Source organism: Rhodococcus sp. 06-470-2 (genome assembly GCF_002258235.1).
In the GTDB taxonomy this organism is placed as follows: Bacteria; Actinomycetota; Actinomycetes; order Mycobacteriales; family Mycobacteriaceae; genus Rhodococcoides.
This window is the reverse complement of the sequence record NZ_NOYB01000016.1, coordinates 314,568-335,958: the sequence shown is the minus strand read 5'-3', so window position 1 is coordinate 335,958 and position 21,391 is coordinate 314,568. Positions and strand designations below refer to the sequence as shown.

The 21,391-nt window shown below is 65.0% G+C and carries 20 protein-coding genes; 13 read left to right on the top strand and 7 right to left on the bottom strand.

What is annotated here, in order from left to right; translation table 11 throughout:
- The first annotated feature begins 17 nt into the window (after positions 1 to 17).
- Entirely contained in the window at positions 18 to 344 is a 327-nt protein-coding gene (locus CH276_RS10650) for a hypothetical protein (RefSeq protein WP_032396836.1), read from the top strand.
- Positions 345 to 364: 20 nt separating this feature from the next.
- On the opposite strand, the gene CH276_RS10645 is transcribed toward CH276_RS10650, so the two are convergent.
- Both CH276_RS10645 and CH276_RS10640 read right to left on the bottom strand, forming a co-directional pair.
- Positions 365 to 862 (bottom strand): ATPase, encoded by a 498-nt coding sequence (locus CH276_RS10645; protein ID WP_094629126.1) that lies wholly within the window; start codon positions 860 to 862, stop codon positions 365 to 367.
- Positions 859 to 1,695: an alpha/beta fold hydrolase gene (locus CH276_RS10640; RefSeq protein ID WP_094629125.1), complete on the bottom strand. Its 837-nt coding sequence runs from the start codon at positions 1,693 to 1,695 to the stop codon at positions 859 to 861. The genes CH276_RS10645 and CH276_RS10640 overlap by 4 nt, the downstream gene beginning before the upstream one ends.
- A gap of 204 nt (positions 1,696 to 1,899) precedes the next feature.
- On the opposite strand from CH276_RS10640, the gene CH276_RS10635 reads away from it, so the two are divergent.
- A complete protein-coding gene (locus CH276_RS10635; RefSeq protein WP_094629124.1) occupies positions 1,900 to 2,403 on the top strand; it encodes a hypothetical protein in 504 nt (167 codons plus the stop codon).
- Positions 2,404 to 2,405: 2 nt separating this feature from the next.
- Here CH276_RS10635 and CH276_RS10630 read toward each other — a convergent pair whose 3' ends face one another.
- Positions 2,406 to 3,554, bottom strand: coding sequence for a macrolide family glycosyltransferase (locus CH276_RS10630; protein ID WP_094629224.1), 1,149 nt, complete (start codon positions 3,552 to 3,554; stop codon positions 2,406 to 2,408).
- 34 nt (positions 3,555 to 3,588) lie between these two features.
- Complete coding sequence (locus tag CH276_RS10625) at positions 3,589 to 3,903, bottom strand: ArsR/SmtB family transcription factor (RefSeq protein WP_032396840.1); 315 nt, start codon at positions 3,901 to 3,903, stop codon at positions 3,589 to 3,591.
- A 93-nt stretch (positions 3,904 to 3,996) separates the two neighbouring features.
- Here CH276_RS10625 and CH276_RS10620 point away from each other — a divergent pair, with 93 nt between their 5' ends.
- Genes CH276_RS10620 through CH276_RS10605 form a run of 4 tightly spaced genes read left to right on the top strand, consistent with a single transcriptional unit; the run spans position 3,997 to position 10,068 of the window.
- Positions 3,997 to 5,280, top strand: a complete 1,284-nt coding sequence (locus tag CH276_RS10620; protein ID WP_094629123.1) for an MFS transporter — start codon at positions 3,997 to 3,999, stop codon at positions 5,278 to 5,280.
- The gene (locus CH276_RS10615; protein WP_032397303.1) at positions 5,249 to 5,836 is read left to right on the top strand and encodes a GNAT family N-acetyltransferase; all 588 of its coding nucleotides are present in this window, start codon (positions 5,249 to 5,251) and stop codon (positions 5,834 to 5,836) included. The genes CH276_RS10620 and CH276_RS10615 overlap by 32 nt, the downstream gene beginning before the upstream one ends.
- Before the next feature lie 9 nt (positions 5,837 to 5,845).
- Positions 5,846 to 8,215, top strand: a complete 2,370-nt coding sequence (locus CH276_RS10610; protein WP_094629122.1) for a lysylphosphatidylglycerol synthase transmembrane domain-containing protein — start codon at positions 5,846 to 5,848, stop codon at positions 8,213 to 8,215.
- A 50-nt stretch (positions 8,216 to 8,265) separates the two neighbouring features.
- Positions 8,266 to 10,068 carry an EAL domain-containing protein gene (locus tag CH276_RS10605; protein ID WP_254923865.1) on the top strand — a complete coding sequence of 601 codons (1,803 nt, stop codon included), beginning with the start codon at positions 8,266 to 8,268 and terminating at the stop codon, positions 10,066 to 10,068.
- Between the two features lie 16 nt (positions 10,069 to 10,084).
- Here the strand turns inward: CH276_RS10605 and CH276_RS10600 are convergent, their stop codons facing one another.
- Positions 10,085 to 10,381: a putative quinol monooxygenase gene (locus CH276_RS10600; RefSeq protein WP_032396844.1), complete on the bottom strand. Its 297-nt coding sequence runs from the start codon at positions 10,379 to 10,381 to the stop codon at positions 10,085 to 10,087.
- Positions 10,382 to 10,430: 49 nt separating this feature from the next.
- Entirely contained in the window at positions 10,431 to 11,936 is a 1,506-nt protein-coding gene (locus CH276_RS10595; protein WP_254923864.1) for a PucR family transcriptional regulator, read from the bottom strand.
- A gap of 147 nt (positions 11,937 to 12,083) precedes the next feature.
- On the opposite strand from CH276_RS10595, the gene CH276_RS10590 reads away from it, so the two are divergent.
- The 6 genes from CH276_RS10590 (at position 12,084) to CH276_RS10565 (ending at position 19,740) form a co-directional block, all read left to right on the top strand.
- The gene (locus CH276_RS10590) at positions 12,084 to 12,950 is read left to right on the top strand and encodes an FAD binding domain-containing protein (RefSeq protein WP_094629121.1); all 867 of its coding nucleotides are present in this window, start codon (positions 12,084 to 12,086) and stop codon (positions 12,948 to 12,950) included.
- Positions 12,951 to 12,953: 3 nt separating this feature from the next.
- Positions 12,954 to 13,427, top strand: coding sequence for a (2Fe-2S)-binding protein (locus tag CH276_RS10585; protein ID WP_032396847.1), 474 nt, complete (start codon positions 12,954 to 12,956; stop codon positions 13,425 to 13,427).
- Positions 13,424 to 14,776, top strand: a complete 1,353-nt coding sequence (locus tag CH276_RS10580; RefSeq protein ID WP_176459198.1) for an 8-oxoguanine deaminase — start codon at positions 13,424 to 13,426, stop codon at positions 14,774 to 14,776. The genes CH276_RS10585 and CH276_RS10580 overlap by 4 nt, the downstream gene beginning before the upstream one ends.
- Positions 14,773 to 17,097: a xanthine dehydrogenase family protein molybdopterin-binding subunit gene (locus CH276_RS10575; RefSeq protein ID WP_254923863.1), complete on the top strand. Its 2,325-nt coding sequence runs from the start codon at positions 14,773 to 14,775 to the stop codon at positions 17,095 to 17,097. The genes CH276_RS10580 and CH276_RS10575 overlap by 4 nt, the downstream gene beginning before the upstream one ends.
- Before the next feature lie 122 nt (positions 17,098 to 17,219).
- The gene (locus tag CH276_RS10570) at positions 17,220 to 18,662 is read left to right on the top strand and encodes an NCS2 family permease (protein WP_094629120.1); all 1,443 of its coding nucleotides are present in this window, start codon (positions 17,220 to 17,222) and stop codon (positions 18,660 to 18,662) included.
- Position 18,663: 1 nt separating this feature from the next.
- On the top strand, positions 18,664 to 19,740 hold the full coding sequence (locus tag CH276_RS10565; RefSeq protein WP_217901359.1) for an XdhC family protein: 1,077 nt from the start codon (positions 18,664 to 18,666) through the stop codon (positions 19,738 to 19,740).
- Positions 19,741 to 19,877: 137 nt separating this feature from the next.
- Here CH276_RS10565 and CH276_RS10560 read toward each other — a convergent pair whose 3' ends face one another.
- Positions 19,878 to 20,795 (bottom strand): alpha/beta hydrolase, encoded by a 918-nt coding sequence (locus CH276_RS10560; RefSeq protein WP_094629119.1) that lies wholly within the window; start codon positions 20,793 to 20,795, stop codon positions 19,878 to 19,880.
- A 99-nt stretch (positions 20,796 to 20,894) separates the two neighbouring features.
- Here CH276_RS10560 and CH276_RS10555 point away from each other — a divergent pair, with 99 nt between their 5' ends.
- Positions 20,895 to 21,311, top strand: coding sequence for a MarR family winged helix-turn-helix transcriptional regulator (locus CH276_RS10555; RefSeq protein ID WP_094629118.1), 417 nt, complete (start codon positions 20,895 to 20,897; stop codon positions 21,309 to 21,311).
- Positions 21,312 to 21,391 lie beyond the last annotated feature (80 nt).

Genomic DNA, 21,391 nt, shown 5'->3' with positions numbered 1-21,391 from the left:
CCTGAGGAGGTACAGCCATGGCCAACCAAGGACCCTTCGGATTCGGATCCGACGACTTCGACAAGTTCGCCCGTGAGGCAACCGAGGGCCTGCGTGAGGTGGTCGGCTCGCTGTTCGCCTCCGGCACCGGGGCACCCAAAGCTCCGCCGGAGCCCGAAACCACAGGTCAGAAAGGTGACGGAGTCTGGGCGATCTACAGCGTCGACGACGCCGGCTCACCGCAGATCGATCAGCTCTACGCCACCGAACTCGATGCCCTCCGTGCACACAAGGACAACACCGACCCGCGTCGACGCGTCCGATTCCTGCCGTACGGCGTGAGCGTCAGCGTTCTCGAGGACTGAATCGGGTGCATCGGGCCGCGCTAGGCGCGGCTGGCTGCACCGGATTCACGCAGGCTCGACTCCAGCGAAGCCAACGACGCTTCGAGGAACTCGGCTGGTACCGCCGGAAGTCCACCGACATGGGCGCGGACGGCCTCCGGGGTGTCGGTCCAGTCGTAGGTGAGAGTCACCGTCGTTCCTTCGTCCGCCGCCGCCAGGTCGTAGCGCCACCACCACCCGCCATGGTCGACGGACCCATCCTCCCTCCGCGCTCCCGGCAACCACGCGATGGTTCGATCCTGCACGTACGCGATCACCAGGTTGTGCACCACGTAGTGGCCACCCGCAATCTCGTGAAACATGTTGACCGCGAAGACTTGTCCCATTGCCGTGATGCGACCGACATCCACCGCCGACCGCACCCAGTCGCCCGGTTCGGTGTCCTGATGTCGGTTGGGGTCGGTCAGCACGGCAAAGATCTCGGCGGGGCTCGCGGCCATCGTTCGGCTCACGACAAGACGCTCCCGGACGGCGTTCATGCGAGCCCCTCGCGCAACGCCCTCGCGAATTCGCCGGGATTCTCACCCGTGAAGGCGGAGTGGTCGCCAGGAAGCACCGCCGCTTCGGTGCCGAGGAGTGCCGCGACGGCGTAGGCGGCGCGAGCAGCGATCTCCTCGTTCGATTCCGCACCGACCGCGATGACGACGCGGGTGTTCGCGGCCTTCACAGCGTCGACGTCGGGCAGGAAACTCACGACCCCGCCGCGCATGTTCGCCATCAGCGGGTCGGTACGGTGGCCGTCGTCCTCGGTGGGCAACCCGAACTCCGACGGATCGGGCGCAGGGCGCTCGAGGTACTGCGAATCCAGTTCTCCTCGGTGCATCACCAGTGCGATGAACTGGGCCATCGCCGGTCCGATGCCGGAGGCATCGTAGGTGGCGACGATCCTCTCACACACCGCGTGCAGTGCATCGTGGTCCGGAAGTGCTCCTCCCGCAGGCGGTTCGTGCGCTACCAACGTGCGCAGATCTCTCGGGTAGCGCGCGACCAGGGCAAGTGCGTTGACCGCCCCTCCGCTGGAGGCGAACATATCGACCGGCCCCACTCCCAGGTTCTGCAGAAGGACGTGGAGATCGTCGGCGTGCTGCGCCGGCGTCACCGCCGACGTGGGATCGTCCCGCGTGCTTCGACCGGTGTTGCGCGGGTCGTACGTCACCACCGTTCGATCCTGGAACTGCGCGGCGAGAGCGGCGAAGCCCCCGGCATCCATCGGCGACCCGATCAACACCAGTGGAACCGAACCGGCAGACAGGTCTCCATGAACGTCGTAGGTGACGGTTGCCCCGGGAACATCGATTGTGAATGTGTTCATGCAGAGACAGACCACTCCTGGGCCTGAATCTCATCGGTACCGATCGCCGACGCAAACCGCGATCCGGCAATGCGAGTCGCTCTCGAACGGAGGATTCGCAGGTTTCCCGATTGCGTCTGCGGCTCTGCGCCCGAAAAGTGCCAAACGGTCTATTTTGAGGCAGACTCTGATCCGAACGATGCCACTCGACGACGAGGATCCTTCATGCGAACGACATTGCGCACCTTGACCATTGCTTCGGCCTGTGCAACCCTGGCCCTTGCTGCCCCTACGTCGGCCCTTGCCGCCGAGCCCGGAGACATCACGTTCTCGTTCGCTGTCGACGGAACCAGCGTGACCAACACGATCACCAACACATCGGGCACGGTGATCGGTTGCGGAACATCCTTGGCTCCCGCCCCGAACGGCATACTGCCTCCGGTCGGCGAGGTGATCGGAAACGGTCAGTCGCTGTACACCAACGGGGACACTCAGCCGGGCACGACGGTTCAGACGATCGCCGATGTTCCGGCGGGCTCGTATGTCGCCCTCGCATCCTGCACGTCCACCGAGGGCGAGACCACAACCGCGTGGATCTCCGACTACCCCGGGCTCGACGAATTCTTGACTCCGCTCCCGTGGACCTCGTACAAGGTGCAACAGGAATCCACCGTGGTCACCGTCGAGACCGCCTCGTCGTTCCCCGGCAGCGGCAGCGCGTTCGACTGAGGTCAGCCGAGGAAGGCCTCTACCGCATCCGCGGCCTGGTCGACGCCTCCGTGTGATCGCACCTCCGCACTGATCTCGGCTGCGCGCGAGGTCAATTCGCGCGCGCCCGCGACAGCGCCTGCGAGGCTCGCGGCGGTCACCTTCTCGAATTCGAGGTGTACGCCGACGCCGAGTTCGGCGAGCATCGCCGCGTTGCCGAATTGATCGACCGCCTGCGGGACCGCCACGGTCGGTACGCCGAACCACAGGGCCTCGGTGCACCCACCCATGCCGGCGTGGGTGATGAACACCGTGGCCGAATCGAGCACGGCGAGCTGCGGAAGATGTTCGTGCAGTTCCACATTGGCAGGAATCTCGCCGAGCGCGGCCGGATCGACGCGTCGGCCGATGGAGATCACCACGTGCCAGTCGGTGTCGGCGAAGGTCTCGATACACAGTCGGTAGAAGTCGGGTCGCTCGTTGTAGCCCGTACCGAAGGAGATGTACAGGATCGGTCCTTCGGGCGCGGTCCAGCTGCGGTCGTTCAGGCGTACCGGATCCAGGCACGGTCCGACGAACTGCACCGAGTCGGCCACCCGATCCGCGTTGGGTTGCATCACTCGTGGAATCAGTGACAGGCAGTGCGTCGGATAGGTGATCCAATCCCAGGGATCGGCGTCGATGTCGTTGTCTCGCAACCACGATGCGTAGGTGTCGCGATACGCAACGCCCGTTGTCGACTCCCGAACAGAGGTCATCGCATCACCGAGATCCGCGACGTATCCGTCCCACGCCACGTAGGTCGGCGAGAGTTGTACGGCCTTAACGCCGTAACGCACGCCGAGTACGGGAGCGGTCATTCCGCCGATGTCGTAGAGGAACAGATCCGGCTGATCGTCGTCGTAGAACGCGGTGAGCACGGGATACGACGCAATGGCCTCGTCGAGGAAGACCTGCATCGCCGCCGCCGGATCGTCCGGCCACGAGCCCTCTCCGTCGGGAAGTATCGAGGAGAACGGCACCACCTCGACGCCCGCGGGTTCGACCACATGCCGCAGAGAGTCACCGACGGCATAGGTGACGCGATGCCCTCGCCGGACCAGCTCGGCAATCACGGCCAGCGATGGGTAGATGTGACTGGGGGCAGTCGTGCCGATCATGGCGATGTGCATGATTGCCACCGTAGAGCCCACTCGGGGCAGCGAGCTAGTGGATTTCGTTGGCGATCAGATCCAGCAGGCCGGGGAATCGATCGTTGAGCTCCTGGCGTCGCAGCGTCACCTTGCGACTGTTGCCGCGGTCGACCTGGAACACCAGACCCGCTTCGCGCAGCACGCGAAAGTGATGCGTCAGAGTCGATTTCGTGACGCCGAGCTCGAACGACATGCAGGTGCGCTCGGCACCGTCGTCGTCGCCGACGAGTTCGGTGACCACCTTGCGGCGCAGTGGATCCGCCAGTGCAGACATCACTGCACCGAGTTGCATCTCGTCGGGTTCGGGGTGCCCGTTCTCGTCCGCCATCGACGCCACCTTTCGCTAGGTACGACTTGCGTCGTACCTTCAAACCTGTTCTAGTACGAAAGTCATCGTACCTACGTCAGCGCAGGGGGATCCATGAGAGCGGTTCTGCCGGTCGTACTCGCGGCACAGTTCGTCGTACCGATGTCCATCTCGGGCACAGCCATCGCGATCCCGGTGATCGCTGCCGATCTCGGCTCCGACCCGACGCAGCTCCAGTGGGTCGTCAACGGCTTCAACGTCGCGTTCGCGCTGTTCACCGTCGTCTGGGGTGCGGTCTCGGATCGCATCGGACACCGCACGTCGTTTCGCATCGGCGTCGTGCTGACCGCCGTCGCCAGCCTGGTCAGCGCTCTGGCGTCCTCGCTGCTTCTGCTCGACGCCGCGAGGGTCCTCGCCGGCACGGGTGCCGCGGCTGTCCTGGTGGGCTCGACGTCGATTCTCTCGCTCCATTTCCAGGGGACCGAACGAGCAACCGCGTTCGCCCTGTTCGGCACCGTGAACGGACTGGGGTTGGCACTCGGGCCGACCATTTCCGGACTGCTGATCGCCGTGCTCGATTGGCGAGGAGTGTTCGCAGCTCAGGCCCTCGTTCTGCTCGTCGCGGCCGTCGGGACGCTGGCTCTTCCTGCCGTGCGAAGCACATCCACACCATCGAAACTGCCGGATTTCGGCCTGCTGCGAAACCGCCGCTTCCTCGCCCTGTGCCTGGTCCCGGTCGCCGGAGCCATCGGATTCGTCACCCTGCTCACCTACTTGCCCACCGCGCTCGGTGCCGTCGCGTCCCTGACTCCCGGACGAGCCGGACTGTTCATGCTGGCGATGACGATTCCGGTGCTGATCGCTCCGCTGGCGGTCGCCAGGTCCATCGTCGTCTTCGAGGCCGTCACCCCCGACCGTGTGATCCTGACGAGCCTCGGCTTCCTGGTTCTCGGGAATCTCGGCATGCTGGCCCTGCAACCCGGCCTGTCGCTGGCCGCCGTCGTGGTCCCGATGATCGTGTTGGGGCTCGGTTTCGGGCTCCCGATCGGTCTGGTCGACGGCGAAGCGCTCGCGGCAGTTCCGCCGCACAGCAGCGGCACCGCAGCAGGAGTACTCAATCTCTTCCGCATCGGTGGCGAGGCCGTGATGGTCGCCGGCTACGCCTGGCTGCTGGCGATCTTCGTCCGGGACCGGGTGCCCGACGACGCCGACGCCGAGGCAGCGGCGGCCGGCAGGCAAGGGTTCGCCGACGCCTACGCCCATGCGTTCACCGAAGTGATCGCCCTCGTCGTGGTGGCCGTTGCCGTCACAGCAGCACTGATCTTCGCGCTTTCCCGGACGGGCAGATCCGACGTATCGTCGGCGAATGTCCTTTCTGCAGCCGGTGACCCTCACTGACGATCTCGTGACCCTCGAGCCGCTGAGCCACGATCACCTCGAAGGTCTGTGCGACGCCGCGCGCGACGGCGAGCTGTGGAACCTCTGGTACACCAGCGTCCCGAAGCCCGAGGAGATGGCGGCCGAGATCGACCGTCGACTCGGGCTGCTCGACGCGGGCACGATGCTTCCGTTCACACTGCGCCGCAACGACACCGGGCAGATCATCGGAGCGACGACATTCTGCAACGCCGACGCCACCAACCGTCGCGTCGAAATCGGATACACCTGGAATGCCCGCTCCGCGCACGGAACCGGCACCAATCCCGCGAGCAAACTGCTGCTGTTGACGCATGCGTTCGAGGAACTGGGATGCATCGCCGTCGAATTTCGTACCCACTGGATGAACCTGCAATCGCGGACGGCGATCGCGAAACTGGGTGCCAAGCAGGACGGGATTCTGCGCAATCATCAACGCATGTCCGACGGTTCGTTGCGTGACACCGTCGTGTTCTCGATCATCGAATCCGAATGGCCAACCGTCCGCAACGAACTCCGCAGGCGTACCGCACGGTAGGTTGACCCCATGCGTGTGGATGGGCGGGACATTCCCGTAGCGGGAAGCCTGCTTCAGCCGCTGGTGCGAAGAACCAGCGACATCATTCGGGTCGTGTCGGCCTCGGCTCTGCTGGGCGTGGTGATCGCCGGTTCGCTGATCACCAGAAATCAGTGGGATGCGCTCGAGCAATCGGTGTCGAACATCGTCGGTGTGCTCAGCCCCGACCAATCCAATGCGGTCTACATCGTCTACGGGGTCGCCATTCTCGCGCTTCCGTTCGGCGTCCTGATCGGACTGATCGCGGGCCGCAAATGGAAACTGCTCGCCGGGTACGCGGCCGCGGCACTGCTGGCCGCGCTGGCGCTGTCGATCACCGGAACCGGGATCTCCACTCCCACCTGGGACCTCGACGTTCCCGAGCGGCTCGACACGTTCCTCGCGCAGTTCCTCGACGATTCGCGCTGGATCGCGATGTTGGCTGCGGCGCTGACGGTCTCCGGCCCCGGTCTCCCCGCGAAGTGGCGTCGGGCATGGTGGACGCTGTTGCTCGCGTTCGTACCGATCCACCTGGTCGTCTCCACCGTGGTTCCGGCTCGCTCGATGCTCGGACTCGCGGTCGGCTGGCTCGTCGGAGCCGTCATCGTGTTGCTCGTCGGCACACCGGCGCTGGAGGTTCCGCTCGACGCGGCGGTTCGTCTGTTCCACAGCCGCGGTGTCACCGTTCGCAGCTTCACCGTCGTCCGTCCGGCCGGTCCCGGCCCGTTGGTGCTGAACGCGCACACTCCCGACGCCGATGTGGTGGTCGAGTTGTACGGGCAGAATCAGCGCAGCGGCGGTGCCCTGCGCCAGTCCTGGCGGTGGATCACGCTGCGCGGCAGCGAGACTGCGCCGTTGCACGCGTCGATGCGTCGGGCAGTCGAGCATCGCGCCCTGATGGGTCTGGCCATCAAGGGGTTGGGAGCGGCAGGCAGTCACCCGTTGGCAGTGGCAGCGCTCGACAGAGGATGGACCCTGTACGCGCACAGTCTGCCCATCGGTGATCCGGTCGAGGCCGAGCACGACGACGCCACCCTGGGCGCTCTGTGGTCGGCCCTGAACACCTTGCACGAGAATCAGATCTCCCACGGTGACCTGCACCGGGGCGAGCTGAGGATCCACGACGGCAAGGCCCTCTTCTGCGGTTTCGGCCACGCCGAACTGGGTGCGTCTGATTCCCAGATGCAGTCCGACGTCGCGCAGTTGTTGCTCACCACGGCAGACCTCTTCGGTTCTCAGCGCGCCGTCGCCACCGCCGTCGACGTACTCGGCTTCGACACCGTGATCGCGGCCTCGGGTCGATTGACCAAGTCCGCCATCCCGCCTCGTATTCGCCAATCGGTGCTCGACGCCGACAAGACGATGAAGGCGGTTCGGCTCGAGGTCCTCGAACAGACCGGCACCGCCAAGATCGAGGCCGAGCAGGTCACCCGATTCAGCCGCAACCAGATCATCTCGCTCGTGTTGTTGATCGGATTGGTCTACGTCGCATATCCGTTCATCAGTGCGGTTCCCGCGTTCGTCACCGAACTCGGTTCGGCCAACTGGTGGTGGGCTCTGCTCGGTCTGTCGGTGTCGGCACTGACGTACGTCGGTGCCGGAGCCGCGTTGTGGGCGTGCGCACTGGGCAAGGTCAGCTTCTGGAATCTGACGGTGATGCAGGTCGCCAACACGTTCGCGGCAACCACGACTCCCGCGGGTGTCGGCGGACTGGCCCTGAGCGTTCGGTTCCTGCAGAAGGGCGGGCTGGGAACGGTCCGCGCGACGGCTGCCGTGGCGTTGCAGCAGTCCGTCCAGGTGATCACGCACGTGAGCCTGCTGATCTTCTTCAGCGTCGTCGCAGGCACGTCGTCCGGGCTGTCGAACATGGTGCCGGGCAACACCGTGCTGTATCTCCTCGCGGGTGCGGCCTTCGGTGTCGTCGGTACGTTCATGTTCGTACCCAAGCTGCGCCGCTGGCTGAAAGTGGCCGTCCGACCGCAGATCAAAGAGGTCCTCGGTGAACTGGGCGAACTCGCCCGCGACCCCAAACGCTTCTCGATCATCATCCTCGGCTGTGCGGCGACGACGTTGGGTGCCGCGCTCGCCTTGTGGGCGAGCATCGAGGCCTTCGGCGGCGGCACCACGTTCGTCACGGTCACGGTCGTCACCATGATCGGCGGGACTCTGGCTTCCGCAGCGCCGACGCCGGGCGGTGTGGGTGCCGTGGAGGCAGCGCTCATCGGCGGTCTCGCGGCCTTCGGCGTTCCCGCCTCCATCGCCGTCCCGTCGGTCCTGCTCTATCGCGTCCTGACCTGCTGGTTGCCGGTGTTTCTCGGGTGGCCGACCTTGCGGTGGCTCACTAAGCGAGACATGGTCTGATTGGTCCGATTCGGGGTGCGTGTACATAGCGAGTGCTAGCGTTCATGCAGGTGGGGGGGCCTTATTCGACGGCGGGCGTTGCGATTTCCGATCTGGGAGAGTTCATCCCCACCGCCGAGGAGCGTTGGGTTCGTCTTTTCATCAGCGGAATGACGCTGACGTTCGGACTGGCCGGGGTGCTGATGATCCCGGCGGGGCAGTTCTCCGGTTCGGCCTCGATCGCGGTTCTCCTCGCGTCGGCCACCACGGTGCCCGTGGCCATCGCCTGGTACCTCCGTCCCTGGACATCCCCACGCCTGGCCATGGCCTACATCCTGTACGCCGATGTCGGCATCGCCTCGGTTCTGTTCGCCTTTCGGACCCACTTCGACGCGATGCCGGGTTGCGCGATGTTCGCGATCGTCGCCGCCTTCATCGTCGTCGGAAGTTCCTACCGGATGATGATGCTGCACCTCGCCGTCGCGACCGTCACTCTGCTGACGCTCGGTGTCCTGGCCGTCGTCGATGGTGCCGATCCATGGTCGGCTGCGTCCCGCATCGTCACCATCGGTTCCCTGTACGCCGCCCCCTTCATGATCAAGGCCTACATCGGGCAGCTCCGACTCAAGGCCGCACGGGCGCTGCGCGACCCGTTGACCGGCCTGTGGAATCGCCGCGGTCTGCTGGACACCGTGGACACCCTCGGCGTCTCGCCTTCCGAGGCAGGCGACGCCGTGGGGGTGACGGTCCTCGACATCGACCGTTTCAAGCAGATCAACGACAGATTCGGGCACCCCTCGGGCGACGCCGTCCTGATCGAGGTCGCCCGACGCCTGTCCGAGGCCGTGGGCGATCGGTCGGCGGTCGCACGACTGGGCGGCGACGAGTTCGTGGTTGTCCGAGCCGGAACTCGCGAGGAGATCATCCAGTCGGACAACAGGATTCGAGCCGCCCTGGAGGAGACGTTCGACGGACCTCGGTTCACCACCAGCCTCGGATCCGCGGTCGAAGCACTCGATTCGGAGACCAGCATTCACGTCCTTGTCAGACGATTGATCGCACTGGCCGACATAGAGATGTACCGATTCAAGTCGCGAACCTCCGGGAACGCGGTGTCGTCCGATCGTCTTCCCGAAACGAACTCGCACGAGCAGACGCGGATCCGGATCGACGAACTCATCGCATCCGGCGGCCCCGATATCTTCTTTCAGCCCATCTGCGAGACCGTCACCGGATCCGTGGTCGGCTTCGAGGCGCTCTCGCGCTTTCCCTTCGGTGCCGGATCTCCGCTGTCGTGGTACCGCGACGCCACCGAGGCCGGCATCGGCCCCCGCCTCGAACGAGCCGCACTCGACAGGGCGCTCGACGCGATGCACGAGTTACCGCCGGGATCGTTCGTCTCGCTCAACGCATCGGCCGACACCATCCGGACGACGAACCTGCTCGATCGACTACGTCCGCACCTGGCGTCGCGGACGTTCTATCTCGAGATCACCGAGCACGAGCGTGTCGACGACTACCTCGCGGTCACCCGAGCCATCGACACCCTCCGCGCTGCGGGAGTGCAGATTTCCATCGACGACGTCGGTGCCGGATTCGCCGGTCTACGTCACGTGATCGAACTGCGCCCGGACATCCTCAAAGTGGACTACGCGCTGGTCCACGGAATCGACCGTGATCCCCTGCGGCGAGCGGCCGCGGCCGCGATCATCGACTTGGCCCGGAAGATCGACGCCGCCGTCATCCTGGAAGGCGTCGAGACCGAAGGGGAACTGCAGGTGGCGAACGAACTCGGGGCCGAGATGGTCCAGGGCTTCCTTACCGGCCGACCGGAACCGGCGTCCGCGCACTCCCACCGACGAGTGGCGACGTGACCGAACCTTCCCGGGATCAGATCGACGAATCGACGGTGAACTTGGTCAACGACGGCGCTGCGGCGAGCAGCGGCGGCAATTCGACGATCTTGCCCGGACCCGCGCGGAACTCGCGGTACTTCGCATCGGCCTCGACCGACTCCCACGTCTCGTAGGCAATCACGTGCGCCTCGTTCTCCTCGTCGACCCACACCTCGACTCCGAGGCAGCCCTCGAATGCGCGAGTATCGGCGAGTACCGTCCGCAACAACGAACGGGCCTCGGCGACGGACTCGGGCTTGAACGTCAGATCCAACAATGCAATGAGAGCCATGACCCCAGTCTATGGGTCGTTCCGCAGGCTCCACTCCCGCCCACACTGGTCATCTGAGCCGAAGTGCCAAGTAGAACTCGATTCTGTCCTCCAGCCGCGACAGATCACGACCGGTGAGTTCCTCGATGCGCTGGATGCGATATCGGACGGAATTGACGTGCATGTGCAGCTGTTCGGCACAACGCGTCCAGGCACCGTTGGTGTCGAGGTACACCGACAGTGTCTCGACGAGATCGCTGTTGTGTAAGTCGTCGTAGTCCACCAGGGGAGTCAGCAGCCGCGAAGTGAACATGCGTCGCACGTCACCCGGAACGTTGGCGAGAAGTATTGTCAGCGTTGCCAATTCGTCGTGTCCGACGACACTGCAGTCCGAGCCACGGCGCTCGGCGAGCCGGCGGGCGTAGCGCGCTTCCTCTATCGCACTTCGGATGTCGGCGGGCGCGGTCGGTGCGCTGACACCGATCGAGGTGCCGCTACCGATCAGTCCGGGCGCCAGCGTGTGGACGGCTCGCCGAACGGAATCGGTTCGGTCGGTTCGCGCCTCCACCAACGCGATGGCCTCGTCGTCGACGATCCCGACCGTGATCTCCCACGGTGCCAACACTTCTCGCAGCAACGGACGTAGCTCACCGAGCCGCAACGGCTCGCCGGATGTGGCCACAGCCACTGCAGCGTAGCGTGTTTCGGTATCGAGTCCGATGACGTCCATCTGGGCGAGGACGTCGGCGGGCGTCGCGCCCCCGACGATCGCGCGCACGAACTCCTGGGCCAGAATTCCCGACCCCGTGAGACGGTCGTCGACGCGACCGCGCTCCACGGCCACGATCGACGCCAGCTGCCCGGCCAGAGACAGCCTCGGTGCATCCCATGTCTGCCAATCGCTTTCGAATGCCACGAACCAATCCACGACCCGCGGTGCAGACTCTCCATCGACGGCGAACACCGACACACGCTGCTCTCGGCAGTACCGCGGCAGCCGCACCGACGTCATGAATTCCTGCGCCACGGCCTCGGTGTCCGGCGGGTTGTCGGATCCGGCGAGTACCCGTCCCGACGCAGTGACCACCCAGCAGTTCATGCCCAGATCGGAACTGACCATCTCCAGCAGCGGGCCCAGTCCGCCGCCCGGGCCTGCGCTCGCCACGAGGCGTCGATGCCGGTCGAGCACGAGACTCAGGTCCGATGCTCTCGCCGTCGACAGTTGTCGAACGACACTCTCGGTGACCGTGGCGAAAGCGATGTCGGCCGGAACACGAAAGAGCGGTAGCCCGTGTTCGAGGCACGCGTCCACCAGATCGTCGGGTACCACGCCGTCGTCGGATGCCGCGAGCGCTGCGATGCCGGCCTTGGACACCGCCCGCACGAACGTCATCGAGTCCTCGGGGCCCGTCCGCCACATCAGACCGGTCAGCACCAGCTCGCCGCCGCTGAGATAGCGGCTCGGATCGAGCATGTCGGTGGTCACGACCCATCTGATCGTCGGATCGAAGTGCTCGGGGGTGACGATCGGCTGCAGTTCCAGATCGGGAAGATCAGCCAGATCACGCAGCCGCACGGTGAATCGACCTCCTCTTCGTAGGATCCTCCAAAACCTACACTGTGATCGGCGTCATACTTCGTCGTTCCTGTCTCTCGCTCGTATCGCGCCCGGCGGCTGTACTGGGTGAACTTGATATGCAGACAGCGAGCGGAGAGCAAAGATATGCAATTCCTGCGACCACAGACCTGGGGCGACGCGTTGGCCGCGAAGGCCGACGACGTCGACGTGGTGCCCATCCAGGGCGGCACCGACGTCATGGTCGAGATGAACTTCGATCTGCATCGTCCGGGGGGATTGCTGGACCTGAACCCGATCACCGAGCTGACCGAGTGGGAGCAGCTTCCCGACGGCACTCTGCGGGTGGGAGCCGGCGTTCCGTACGTACGGATCATCGCCGAGCTGGGAGACAGGCTTCCCGGCATTGCCCAGGCGTCCCGCACCGTCGGCTCGCCGCAGATCCGCAATCGCGGCACCGTCGGCGGCAACCTCGGAGGCGCGTCCCCCGCAGGCGATCTGCACGCACCCCTGCTTGCGGCGGGCGCAACCGTCGAGGTCGAATCGGCCGAGCGCGGCGTGCGCATGATTCCCGCGACCGAGTTCTACCTCGGCGTCAAACGTAATTCCTGCCTGCCCGACGAACTCATTCGCGCCTTCCACGTGGCACCGGCAGCAGGGCCGCAGTACTTCTCGAAGATCGGCACCCGCAATGCCATGGTCATCGCCGTCTGCTCGTTCTCGATCGCACTGTTTCCACAGGAGGGTCGCGTCGGTACCGGTCTCGGCTCCGCTGCGCCGACGCCGCGCCGGGCTTACGATGCCGAGAACTACCTCGCGGCCGAACTCGAGTGGGACGGTGCTCTCGATCCTCGGGTGTCGGAGGAGTTCGGCCGATTGGTCAGTGCGGCAGCAAGTCCCATCGATGACGTACGTGGCACCGCCGATTACCGCAAGCACGCCCTGTCCGTGATGGCCCGGCGAACACTGGGTTGGGCATGGCGGGACCTCACAGCCGCACGGAAGGTGGCCTGAAACATGCGAGTCAATTGCACCATCAACGGTAAAGACATGGAAGCCGACGACGTCTGGGAGGGCGAAAGTCTGCTGTACCTGCTCCGCGAGCGCATGGGACTACCCGGGTCCAAGAACGCGTGCGAACAGGGTGAATGCGGTTCGTGCACCGTCTATCTCGACGGCATTCCGGCCTGCGCCTGCCTGGTGGCGGCCGGTCAGGTAGAGGGCCGCGAGATCCGTACCGTCGAGGGTCTCGCCGAGGGCGACAAGCTCGACCCGATGCAAGAGGCGTTCGTCGAGTGCGGAGCCGTTCAGTGCGGCTTCTGCACCCCGGGACTGGTGGTCCAGGCGCACGACCTGATCGAGCGCGTTCCCAACCCGTCGGACGTCGAAATTCGCGAATCTCTCGCTGGAAACCTCTGCCGCTGTACCGGATACGAGAAGATCCTGGATGCAGTTCGGCTCGCTGCTACACGAAAGGCCGAAGCCGAATGACCACGGTGATCTCGGGTGCGTACATCGCACCAATCGTCGGGGACGAAATCCCCTCCGGATATCTCGTTGTCGAGGGCACCACGATCAGCGCCATCGGCTCGGGCCCCGCACCGGTGATCGCCGGGGCCGAGACGATCGACGCGACGGGTTGCCTCGTCACCCCAGGCCTGGTCAACACCCACCACCACCTGTACCAGTGGGCGTCCCAGGGCCTGGCCAAGGACAACACGCTCTTCGAATGGCTTGTCGCCCTGTACAAGCCGTGGTCGAAGATGGACGCCGAGGTGGTCGGGGGAGCCGCAGCCGCCGGTCTCGGATGGCTCGCCAAGTCGGGCTGCACCACCAGCACCGATCACCACTACATCTTCCCCAAGGGCCGAGGCGATCTGTTCGCCGCCGAGATCGATGCCGCACGACGCATCGGCGTCCGATTCCAGCCGTGCCGCGGCTCGATGGACCGAGGCGTGTCCGACGGCGGGTTGCCGCCGGACGAGGTGGTCGAATCGCTCGACGACATCCTCGCCGCGACGGCCGAGGCCATCGACACCTACCACGACGCGTCCTTCGGTTCGATGCTCCGCATCGCGGTCGCACCGTGCTCGCCGTTCTCCATCAGCAAAGAACTGCTCGTGGAGTCCGCGGGCCTCGCCCGCGCGAAAGGTGTTCGCCTGCATACGCATCTGGCCGAGACCCTCGACGAGGAAGAGCACTGCCTCGCTCAGATGAACTGCACCCCGGTCGAGTACATGGAGCAGGTCGGCTGGCTGGGTGACGACGTGTGGTTCGCCCACGCGGTACACCTGCACGATTCCGATATCGCGAAGATGGCGGCCACCGGTACCGGTACCGCTCATTGCCCGAGCTCGAACGCACGACTCGGCGCGGGCATCGCTCGTATTTCCGACCTGCTCGCCGCAGGCGCGCCCGTCGGCCTCGGCGTCGACGGCTCCGCATCGGCCGAAATGGTGCCGTTGGCCGGCGAAGTCCGTCAGGCGATGTACATGCAACGAGCCAAGTACGGGCCGACCGCACTGACGGCGCGTCAGGCACTCGAGATCGGAACACTGGGCGGAGCAACGGTGCTGGGACGGCAGAGCGAGATCGGTTCGCTCGAGGTCGGCAAGCTGGCCGACATCGCGATCTGGCGCACGGACGGTTTCTACTCGGCCGTGGACGACCCCGTCGTCGCGTTCGCCTACGGACAGACACCACCGCTCGCGCGGTTGATGGTGGGCGGTCGCACGATCGTCGAGAACGATGTCCTGACCAGCGCACCGCAGGACGAAATAGGCCGCGCCGGAGCCGATGCGCACCGTCGCCTGATGAAACTCGCGGAGGACGTGCTGTGAGCGCCCCGACCACCACACCCCGGCAAGCTCCCGCCGACATCCCCGCACCGGGACGCGGTCGCGTCGGAGACAGCCCACTGCGACCCGACGGCACCCTGAAGGTCAAGGGCGAGTTCGCATATTCGTCGGACCTGTTCATCGACGGCATGCTTTGGGGCGCAACGCTTCGCAGCCCTCATCCCCGGGCGAAGATCGTCTCGGTCGACATCTCCCAGGCTCTGGCGACTCCCGGCGTCGAGGCCGTGCTCACCCACGACGACGTGCCGGGACGCAAATGCTTCGGACTCGACCACACGTGGGACCAGCCGGTGCTGGCCTTCGACGAGGTGCGGCACGAAGGCGAACCGATCGCACTCATCGCCGCCGACCATCCCGAAACTGCCAGGCGTGCAATGGAAAAGATCGTCGTGGTCTACGACGTGCTCGAACCCCTGACCGATGCCCGGCGCGCAGCCCTCGACCCGAACTACCCGAAGGTGCAGGAACGCGGCGGAGTTGCCCGCCATCAGCCGGTTCGCGTCGGCAACGTCGCAGCCGCTCGGGCGACCGCGGACGTGATCGTCAGCAGCGACTTCGCCGTCGGCATTCAAGATCAGGCGTTCCTGGGACCCGAATCGGGACTGGCTGTTCCGGCCGAGGACGGCGGCGTCGACCTGTACGTGGCGACCCAGTGGATGCACAACGACCTCGCGCAGATCGGGCCCTGCCTCGGACTGCCCGAGGAGAAGATCCGGATGACGCTCGCCGGCGTCGGAGGAGCATTCGGTGGCCGCGAGGACCTGTCGATGCAGATCCACGCGGCGATGCTCGCCATGCACACCGGCAAGCCCGTCAAGATCGTCTACAACCGCTACGAATCGTTCTTCGGACACGTGCACCGCCACCCCGCGCAGATGCACTACGAGTACGGTGCGACTCGCGACGGCAAGCTCGTGTTCGCCGATGTCGAGATCATCCTCGACGGCGGCGCGTACACCTCCGCCACCCTCAACGTGGTCGGCAACGCCGCCTCTCTGGGCGTCGGACCGTACGTCATTCCCAACATCGAGATCGACGCGTACGGGGTGTACACCAACAACCCGCCGTGCGGCGCTATGCGTGGATTCGGCGCAGTACAAGCATGTTTCGCGTACGAGTCGATGATGGACAAGCTCGGCGAGGCCTGCGGCATCGGTCCGGTGGCAATCCGGCAGATCAACGCCGTCAGCCAGGGATCGATCCTGGCGACCGGCCAGGTCATCGAGGCACCTGCCCCGCTCGCCGAGATGCTCGCCCGAGCCGAGGCGATGGAACTGCCTGCCCCCGTGGACGCGTCGGACATCCGTAATCTGCCGGGTGGGGCATCGCAGACCACCCACGGCGAAGGCGTCGTACGCGGGATCGGTTACGGCGTCGGCATCAAGAACATCTGCTTCTCCGAGAACTACGACGACTACTCCACCGCGCGCGTTCGACTGGAGGTGATCGGTGGCGAGGCAACAGCATTGGTGCACACCGCTGCCGCCGAGGTCGGGCAGGGACTGGTGACGTTGGAGGCGCAGATCGCACGCACCGAGCTCGGCGTCACCAAGGTCGTCATTCACCCCGCCGACACCAAGGTCGGCAACGCCGGATCTTCCTCGGCGTCACGGCAGTCGTACATGACCGGCGGGGCGGTCAAGACCGCCTGCGAGGCCGTGCGCGAGGCGGTATTCGTCCTGGCCGGCCTCTACCTGGGTCGCGCGGTGGCAGACCTGAGCCTCGACGGCGGCAAGATCGTCTCGGCCACCGACGGTGTGCTGGCGACGATCGAGGATGTGCTCGGCGACCGAGTCATCGAGCAGACCCGCGAATTCCACCATCGCCCCACCAGCGGAATGGATCCGGTCACCGGACAGGGCGCGAGCCACACCCAGCTCGCACTGTGTGTCCATCGCGCCGTGGTCGACGTCGACGTCGAACTCGGTCTGGTCAAGGTCGTCGAGATGGCGGCCGTGCAGGACGTCGGCAAGATCCTCAACCGACTTTCGCTCGAAGGTCAGATCCACGGCGGCACAGCGCAAGGACTCGGTCTCGCGGTGATGGAAGAAATCGTCGTCGTGGACGGTCTGGTGAAGAACCCGTCGTTCACCGACTACCTGATTCCGACCATTCTGGACATGCCGCCCATGAAGCTGGACATCCTCGAGAACCCGGATCCCCTGGCACCGTACGGTCTTCGCGGTGCGGGTGAGCCACCCACCCTCTCGTCGACGCCCGCAGTGGTCGCAGCCATCCGCAATGCCACCGGGCTCGCGCTGAACCGCGTGCCCGTTCGACCCGAACACATCATCAACAGCTGATCCGAGTTCCATCACCATTCGACGAAACCTTATCCGGCACAACCGCACCGACGCCAACTCCCCCGGCTCGTCGGCCCGGCCCCACGCTCGACGAGGTTGATCACGCCCTGGGAGGGCCGATCATGACCGACGTACGCACATCCAGCACTCGCCAGAGTGGACGAGGTCGATCCCAGATCGACAAGTTCTTCGACATCACCGGCCGCGGTTCGACGCTCTCACGCGAAGTTCGCGGTGGCGTCACCACATTCGTGGCCATGGCCTACCTGATCGTCCTCATTCCGCTGATCATCGGTGATGCCCGCGATGTCACCGGTGCCACGCTCGATCCGGCTCAGCTGTCGACCATGGTGGCATTGTCGGCCGGTCTGACGACCATCCTGATGGGGGTCGTCGGAAACGCGCCCCTCGCCATGGCGGCCGGCCTCGGGGTGACGCCCATCGTGGTGTTCCAGGCAGCCCCGTACATGACCTGGCCGCAGGCGATGGGACTGGTGGTTCTCGAGGGCGTCGTCATCGTGGTCTTCGCTCTCACCGGCGTGCGGCAACTCATCATGGATGCCATACCTCTGGTCCTCAAACAGGCGATCGGTGTCGGAATCGGTGCATTCATTGCGCTCATCGGACTGGTCGACGCCGGGTTCGTCGGGCACCACGAGTCAGCAGCCACCGCGGTCACCCTCGGCACGTTCGGCAAGCTCGCCGGCTGGCCCGTGTTCGTCTTCTGTGTCGGCCTGATCCTGATGATCATGCTGTTCGTACGCAAGGTGCCGGGTGCGATGCTCATCGGAATCTTCGTGGCCACCAATCTGGCGATCGTCCTGAACTCGGTGTTCGACATCGCACCGGAGGCCTGGGGACCGGTTGTTCCGAAGGTGCCCGATTCCATCGTCGCCACACCACAATTCGACCTGCTGTTCAACGTCGACCTGTTCGGCGGGTTCGCTCGGGCCGGAATCGTCACCGCGTCGGTCGTTCTGTTCACTCTCGTTCTCTCGGGCTTCTTCGACGCGATGGGTACCATCCTCGGAGTCGGTGAAGAGGCCGGACTGGTCGACAAGCAAGGCAGGATGCCCGGCCTGAGCCGCATCCTCACCGTCGACGGCATCGGTGCCATCGTCGGTGGTGCGATCAACGGATCTGCGAACACGGCCGTCGTGGAGTCCGCGGCGGGGGTCACCGAGGGTGCGCGAACGGGTCTCGCCAGCGTCGTCACCGGCGGATTGTTGACGAGCCTGATCTTCTTCACTCCGCTGGCCGGCGTGGTTCCGGTCGGTGCCGCGGCCCCGGCCCTGGTTCTGGTCGGTGCGCTGATGATGACGCACGTACGCAAGATCGACTGGGAGAACACCGAAATCGCGATCCCGGCCTTTCTGACCATCGTGCTGATGCCCTTCACGTACTCGATCACCGTCGGAGTCGCGGCGGGTGTCATCGCGTACACCCTCGTCCGCCTCGCCAAAGGCAAAGCGCGTCAGACGCATTGGCTGCTGTATCTGATGTCGGGCATCTTCCTGATCTACTTCGCCCTGCACCCGATCGAAGAAGCGTTGGGAATCTCGTAACGTGAAAGAGATCGTCGATCGTCTGACCGCCTGGGACCACGCGGGTGTTCCCTACGCGGTGGCGACAGTCATCGCGGTGTCCGGAAGTGCTCCACGACTTCCGGGTGCCGCGATGGCGGTCTGCGCCGACGGTGAGGCCGTCGGCAGCGTCTCCGGCGGCTGCGTCGAAGGAGCCGTGTACGAATTGTGCCAGCAGGTTCTCGAGACCGGCGAGTCCAAGCGAGAGTCGTTTGGCTACAGCGATATCGACGCGTTCGCGGTCGGCTTGACCTGCGGGGGTGTGATCGAGGTCTTCGTCCGCCTCGGCCCTTCGCGGGCGGTGCTCGCGGCCATCGCGTCGGATACTGCAGTCGCCACGGTGACGATGCTCGACGGCTCCGGACAGTCACTTGCGGTCTCGTCTTCGGCAACAATGGGCACGACCGGTTTCGCCGACGTCGACGCGGTGGTCGTCGGCGAAGCGCAGGCGATGTTGGACTCCGGCGGCACCGGCATTCGGTCGGTGCGGTGCAGGCCGGATCTCGACGTGTTCGTGCAGTCGTACGCCACCGCCCCGCGCCTGCTGATCTTCGGAGCCATCGACTACGCCGGCGCACTCGCTCGGGTGGGCAAGTTTCTCGGCTACCACGTCACGGTCTGCGATGCCCGGCCCGTATTTGCCACTGCTGCACGGTTTCCCGACGCCGACGAGGTGGTGACCGAATGGCCGCACAGCTACTTGGCCCGGACTACGGTCGATTCGCGAACGGTGATCTGCGTGCTCACCCACGACGCCAAGTTCGATGTGCCGCTGCTCGAGGTAGCTCTGCGACTGCCCGTCGCATTCGTGGGGGCTATGGGATCGCGCCGGACTCACGACGATCGCGCGGCCCGGCTGCGTGACGTCGGATTGACCGAGCAGGAGCTCGCACGCTTGAAGTCGCCGATCGGCTTGGACCTGGGAGCCAGAACACCCGAGGAAACTGCGCTGGCCATCGCGGCGGAATTCGTCGCCGTGCGACGCGGGGGTAGTGCGCTGCCACTGACACGTACGGCCGGTCCGATTCACCACGACGGGGCGGACGCCAAGTACGCATAGTTCGATGCGCCAGGGCTCGGAGCCACATGCGGTATCGCTGCCGCGGTTCATCGACCGTCTCGCCAAGGCCGCTCGGCCCATTCCTGATTCGGGGCATCCGTAAGCCGACTCCTCGATTATCGGGCTCCGCTCGGCGATCAGAGGTTCTGGTTGTAAAAGTTCGAGAGCCTGTCGACTGCCTGATCCACATACCTCGGCTCGTCGTACATTTCGTAGTGGCCGGCACCGTCGACGATGAGCAGGTCGACGGGGTTCGGGGCCATGTCCCACAATGCCATTCCTGCTTCGTACTGGCCGGTGTTGCCCTTCCGACCGGCGATGATCACTTGGAGGGGTTGGGTGAGCAGCGGATCGACGAGGTGAAATGCGTCGTAGCCCATCAGAAGTGAATCGCTTCGTGACAGTCGGCGGTTGGTAGAACGTTCGTGGCTGCCGCGCGGGGTCCGGTAAAAGGCGATCGCCTGAGTGCTGTCGATGTCCGTGATACCAAGTGCAACGGCATCTTCGGGAGTGTCGGGCAGCCAGTTCACGCGCTCGACCGTACCTGCGGCCACGTGCGCTGATCGGGCCGCGGCGAGTTCGTCGAGGGCTACGGCTGGGCCGTTGAGGGCTGAGCCCGCGCGCCAGGCCGCTCCGATGTTGCTCGCGACGACGGTGCCGACGGCTTTGATGCGGTGGTCGGTGCGGGCCGTGTGGACTGCGTATCCGCCTCCAGCGCAGATCCCGAGGGTTCCGATGCGTTCGGCATCGATCATGTCGAGTTTCGTTACTTCGTCGATCACGTACGAGATGTCCTCGCCCCGACGGTAGGGATCTTCGAGATCGCGTGGTTCGCCGCTGCTCTCGCCTTGGTAGGCGGGGTCGAACGTGATGGCTGCGATTCCCCGGCGGGCGAGCGCTGCTGCATAGTTGGCACCGATCTGCTCCTTGACGCTGCTGCCCGGCGTGGACAGCACGATGAGTGGATGCGGCTGCGTCTGATCGAAATTGCTGGGTAGGTGGAGATCGGCTGCCAGGGTGAGGGTGCCTCGAGGGATGGATAGATGCTCGATCATGAAAGCGTCGCTCGTATTCTTGTTCAGCTTCGCAATGCATGCAAAGCATGAATGTTCGATATGAAACTAGTACGAAACTGTACCAGTTGAGGAGGGCGCATGCAGTCGACCGATTCGGCACAGTTGTGGAAATTGAACCACCGGCTCTTGACGCGAGTGATGAACGCGGCAGCGCCGCAGTTCGACGATCTCGGGATCGAGACCAAGGAGTTCTTCGTTCTCGACGAGGTGGACAACTGCAAACACCCCGCCGAGCTGGCCGCACAATTGATGCTGCCCAAAGCCAGTGTCACGGTCTATCTTCGTGCACTTGTCGCCAAAGGCTTAGTTACCCGAGAGATCGATGAAACCGATCTACGTCGTCATCGACTATCGACAACGACGGAAGGCCGGCTGGTCTTGGAGCGTGCGCTTGCTGCTCTGGCGAAAGAGTTCGGCGCGATGATGGACAAGTTGGATGAACAAGACAGAGCCGACTTTCGGAGGATCCTGCTGTCGATCGTTACGAACGACTAGTCGAGCCAGTCTCGTCAGGAGAACTGTCCGACGCAGTCGGCCCGGGTTGCCTCGCGAGTTCGCTCGGCTTGCGAGACCAG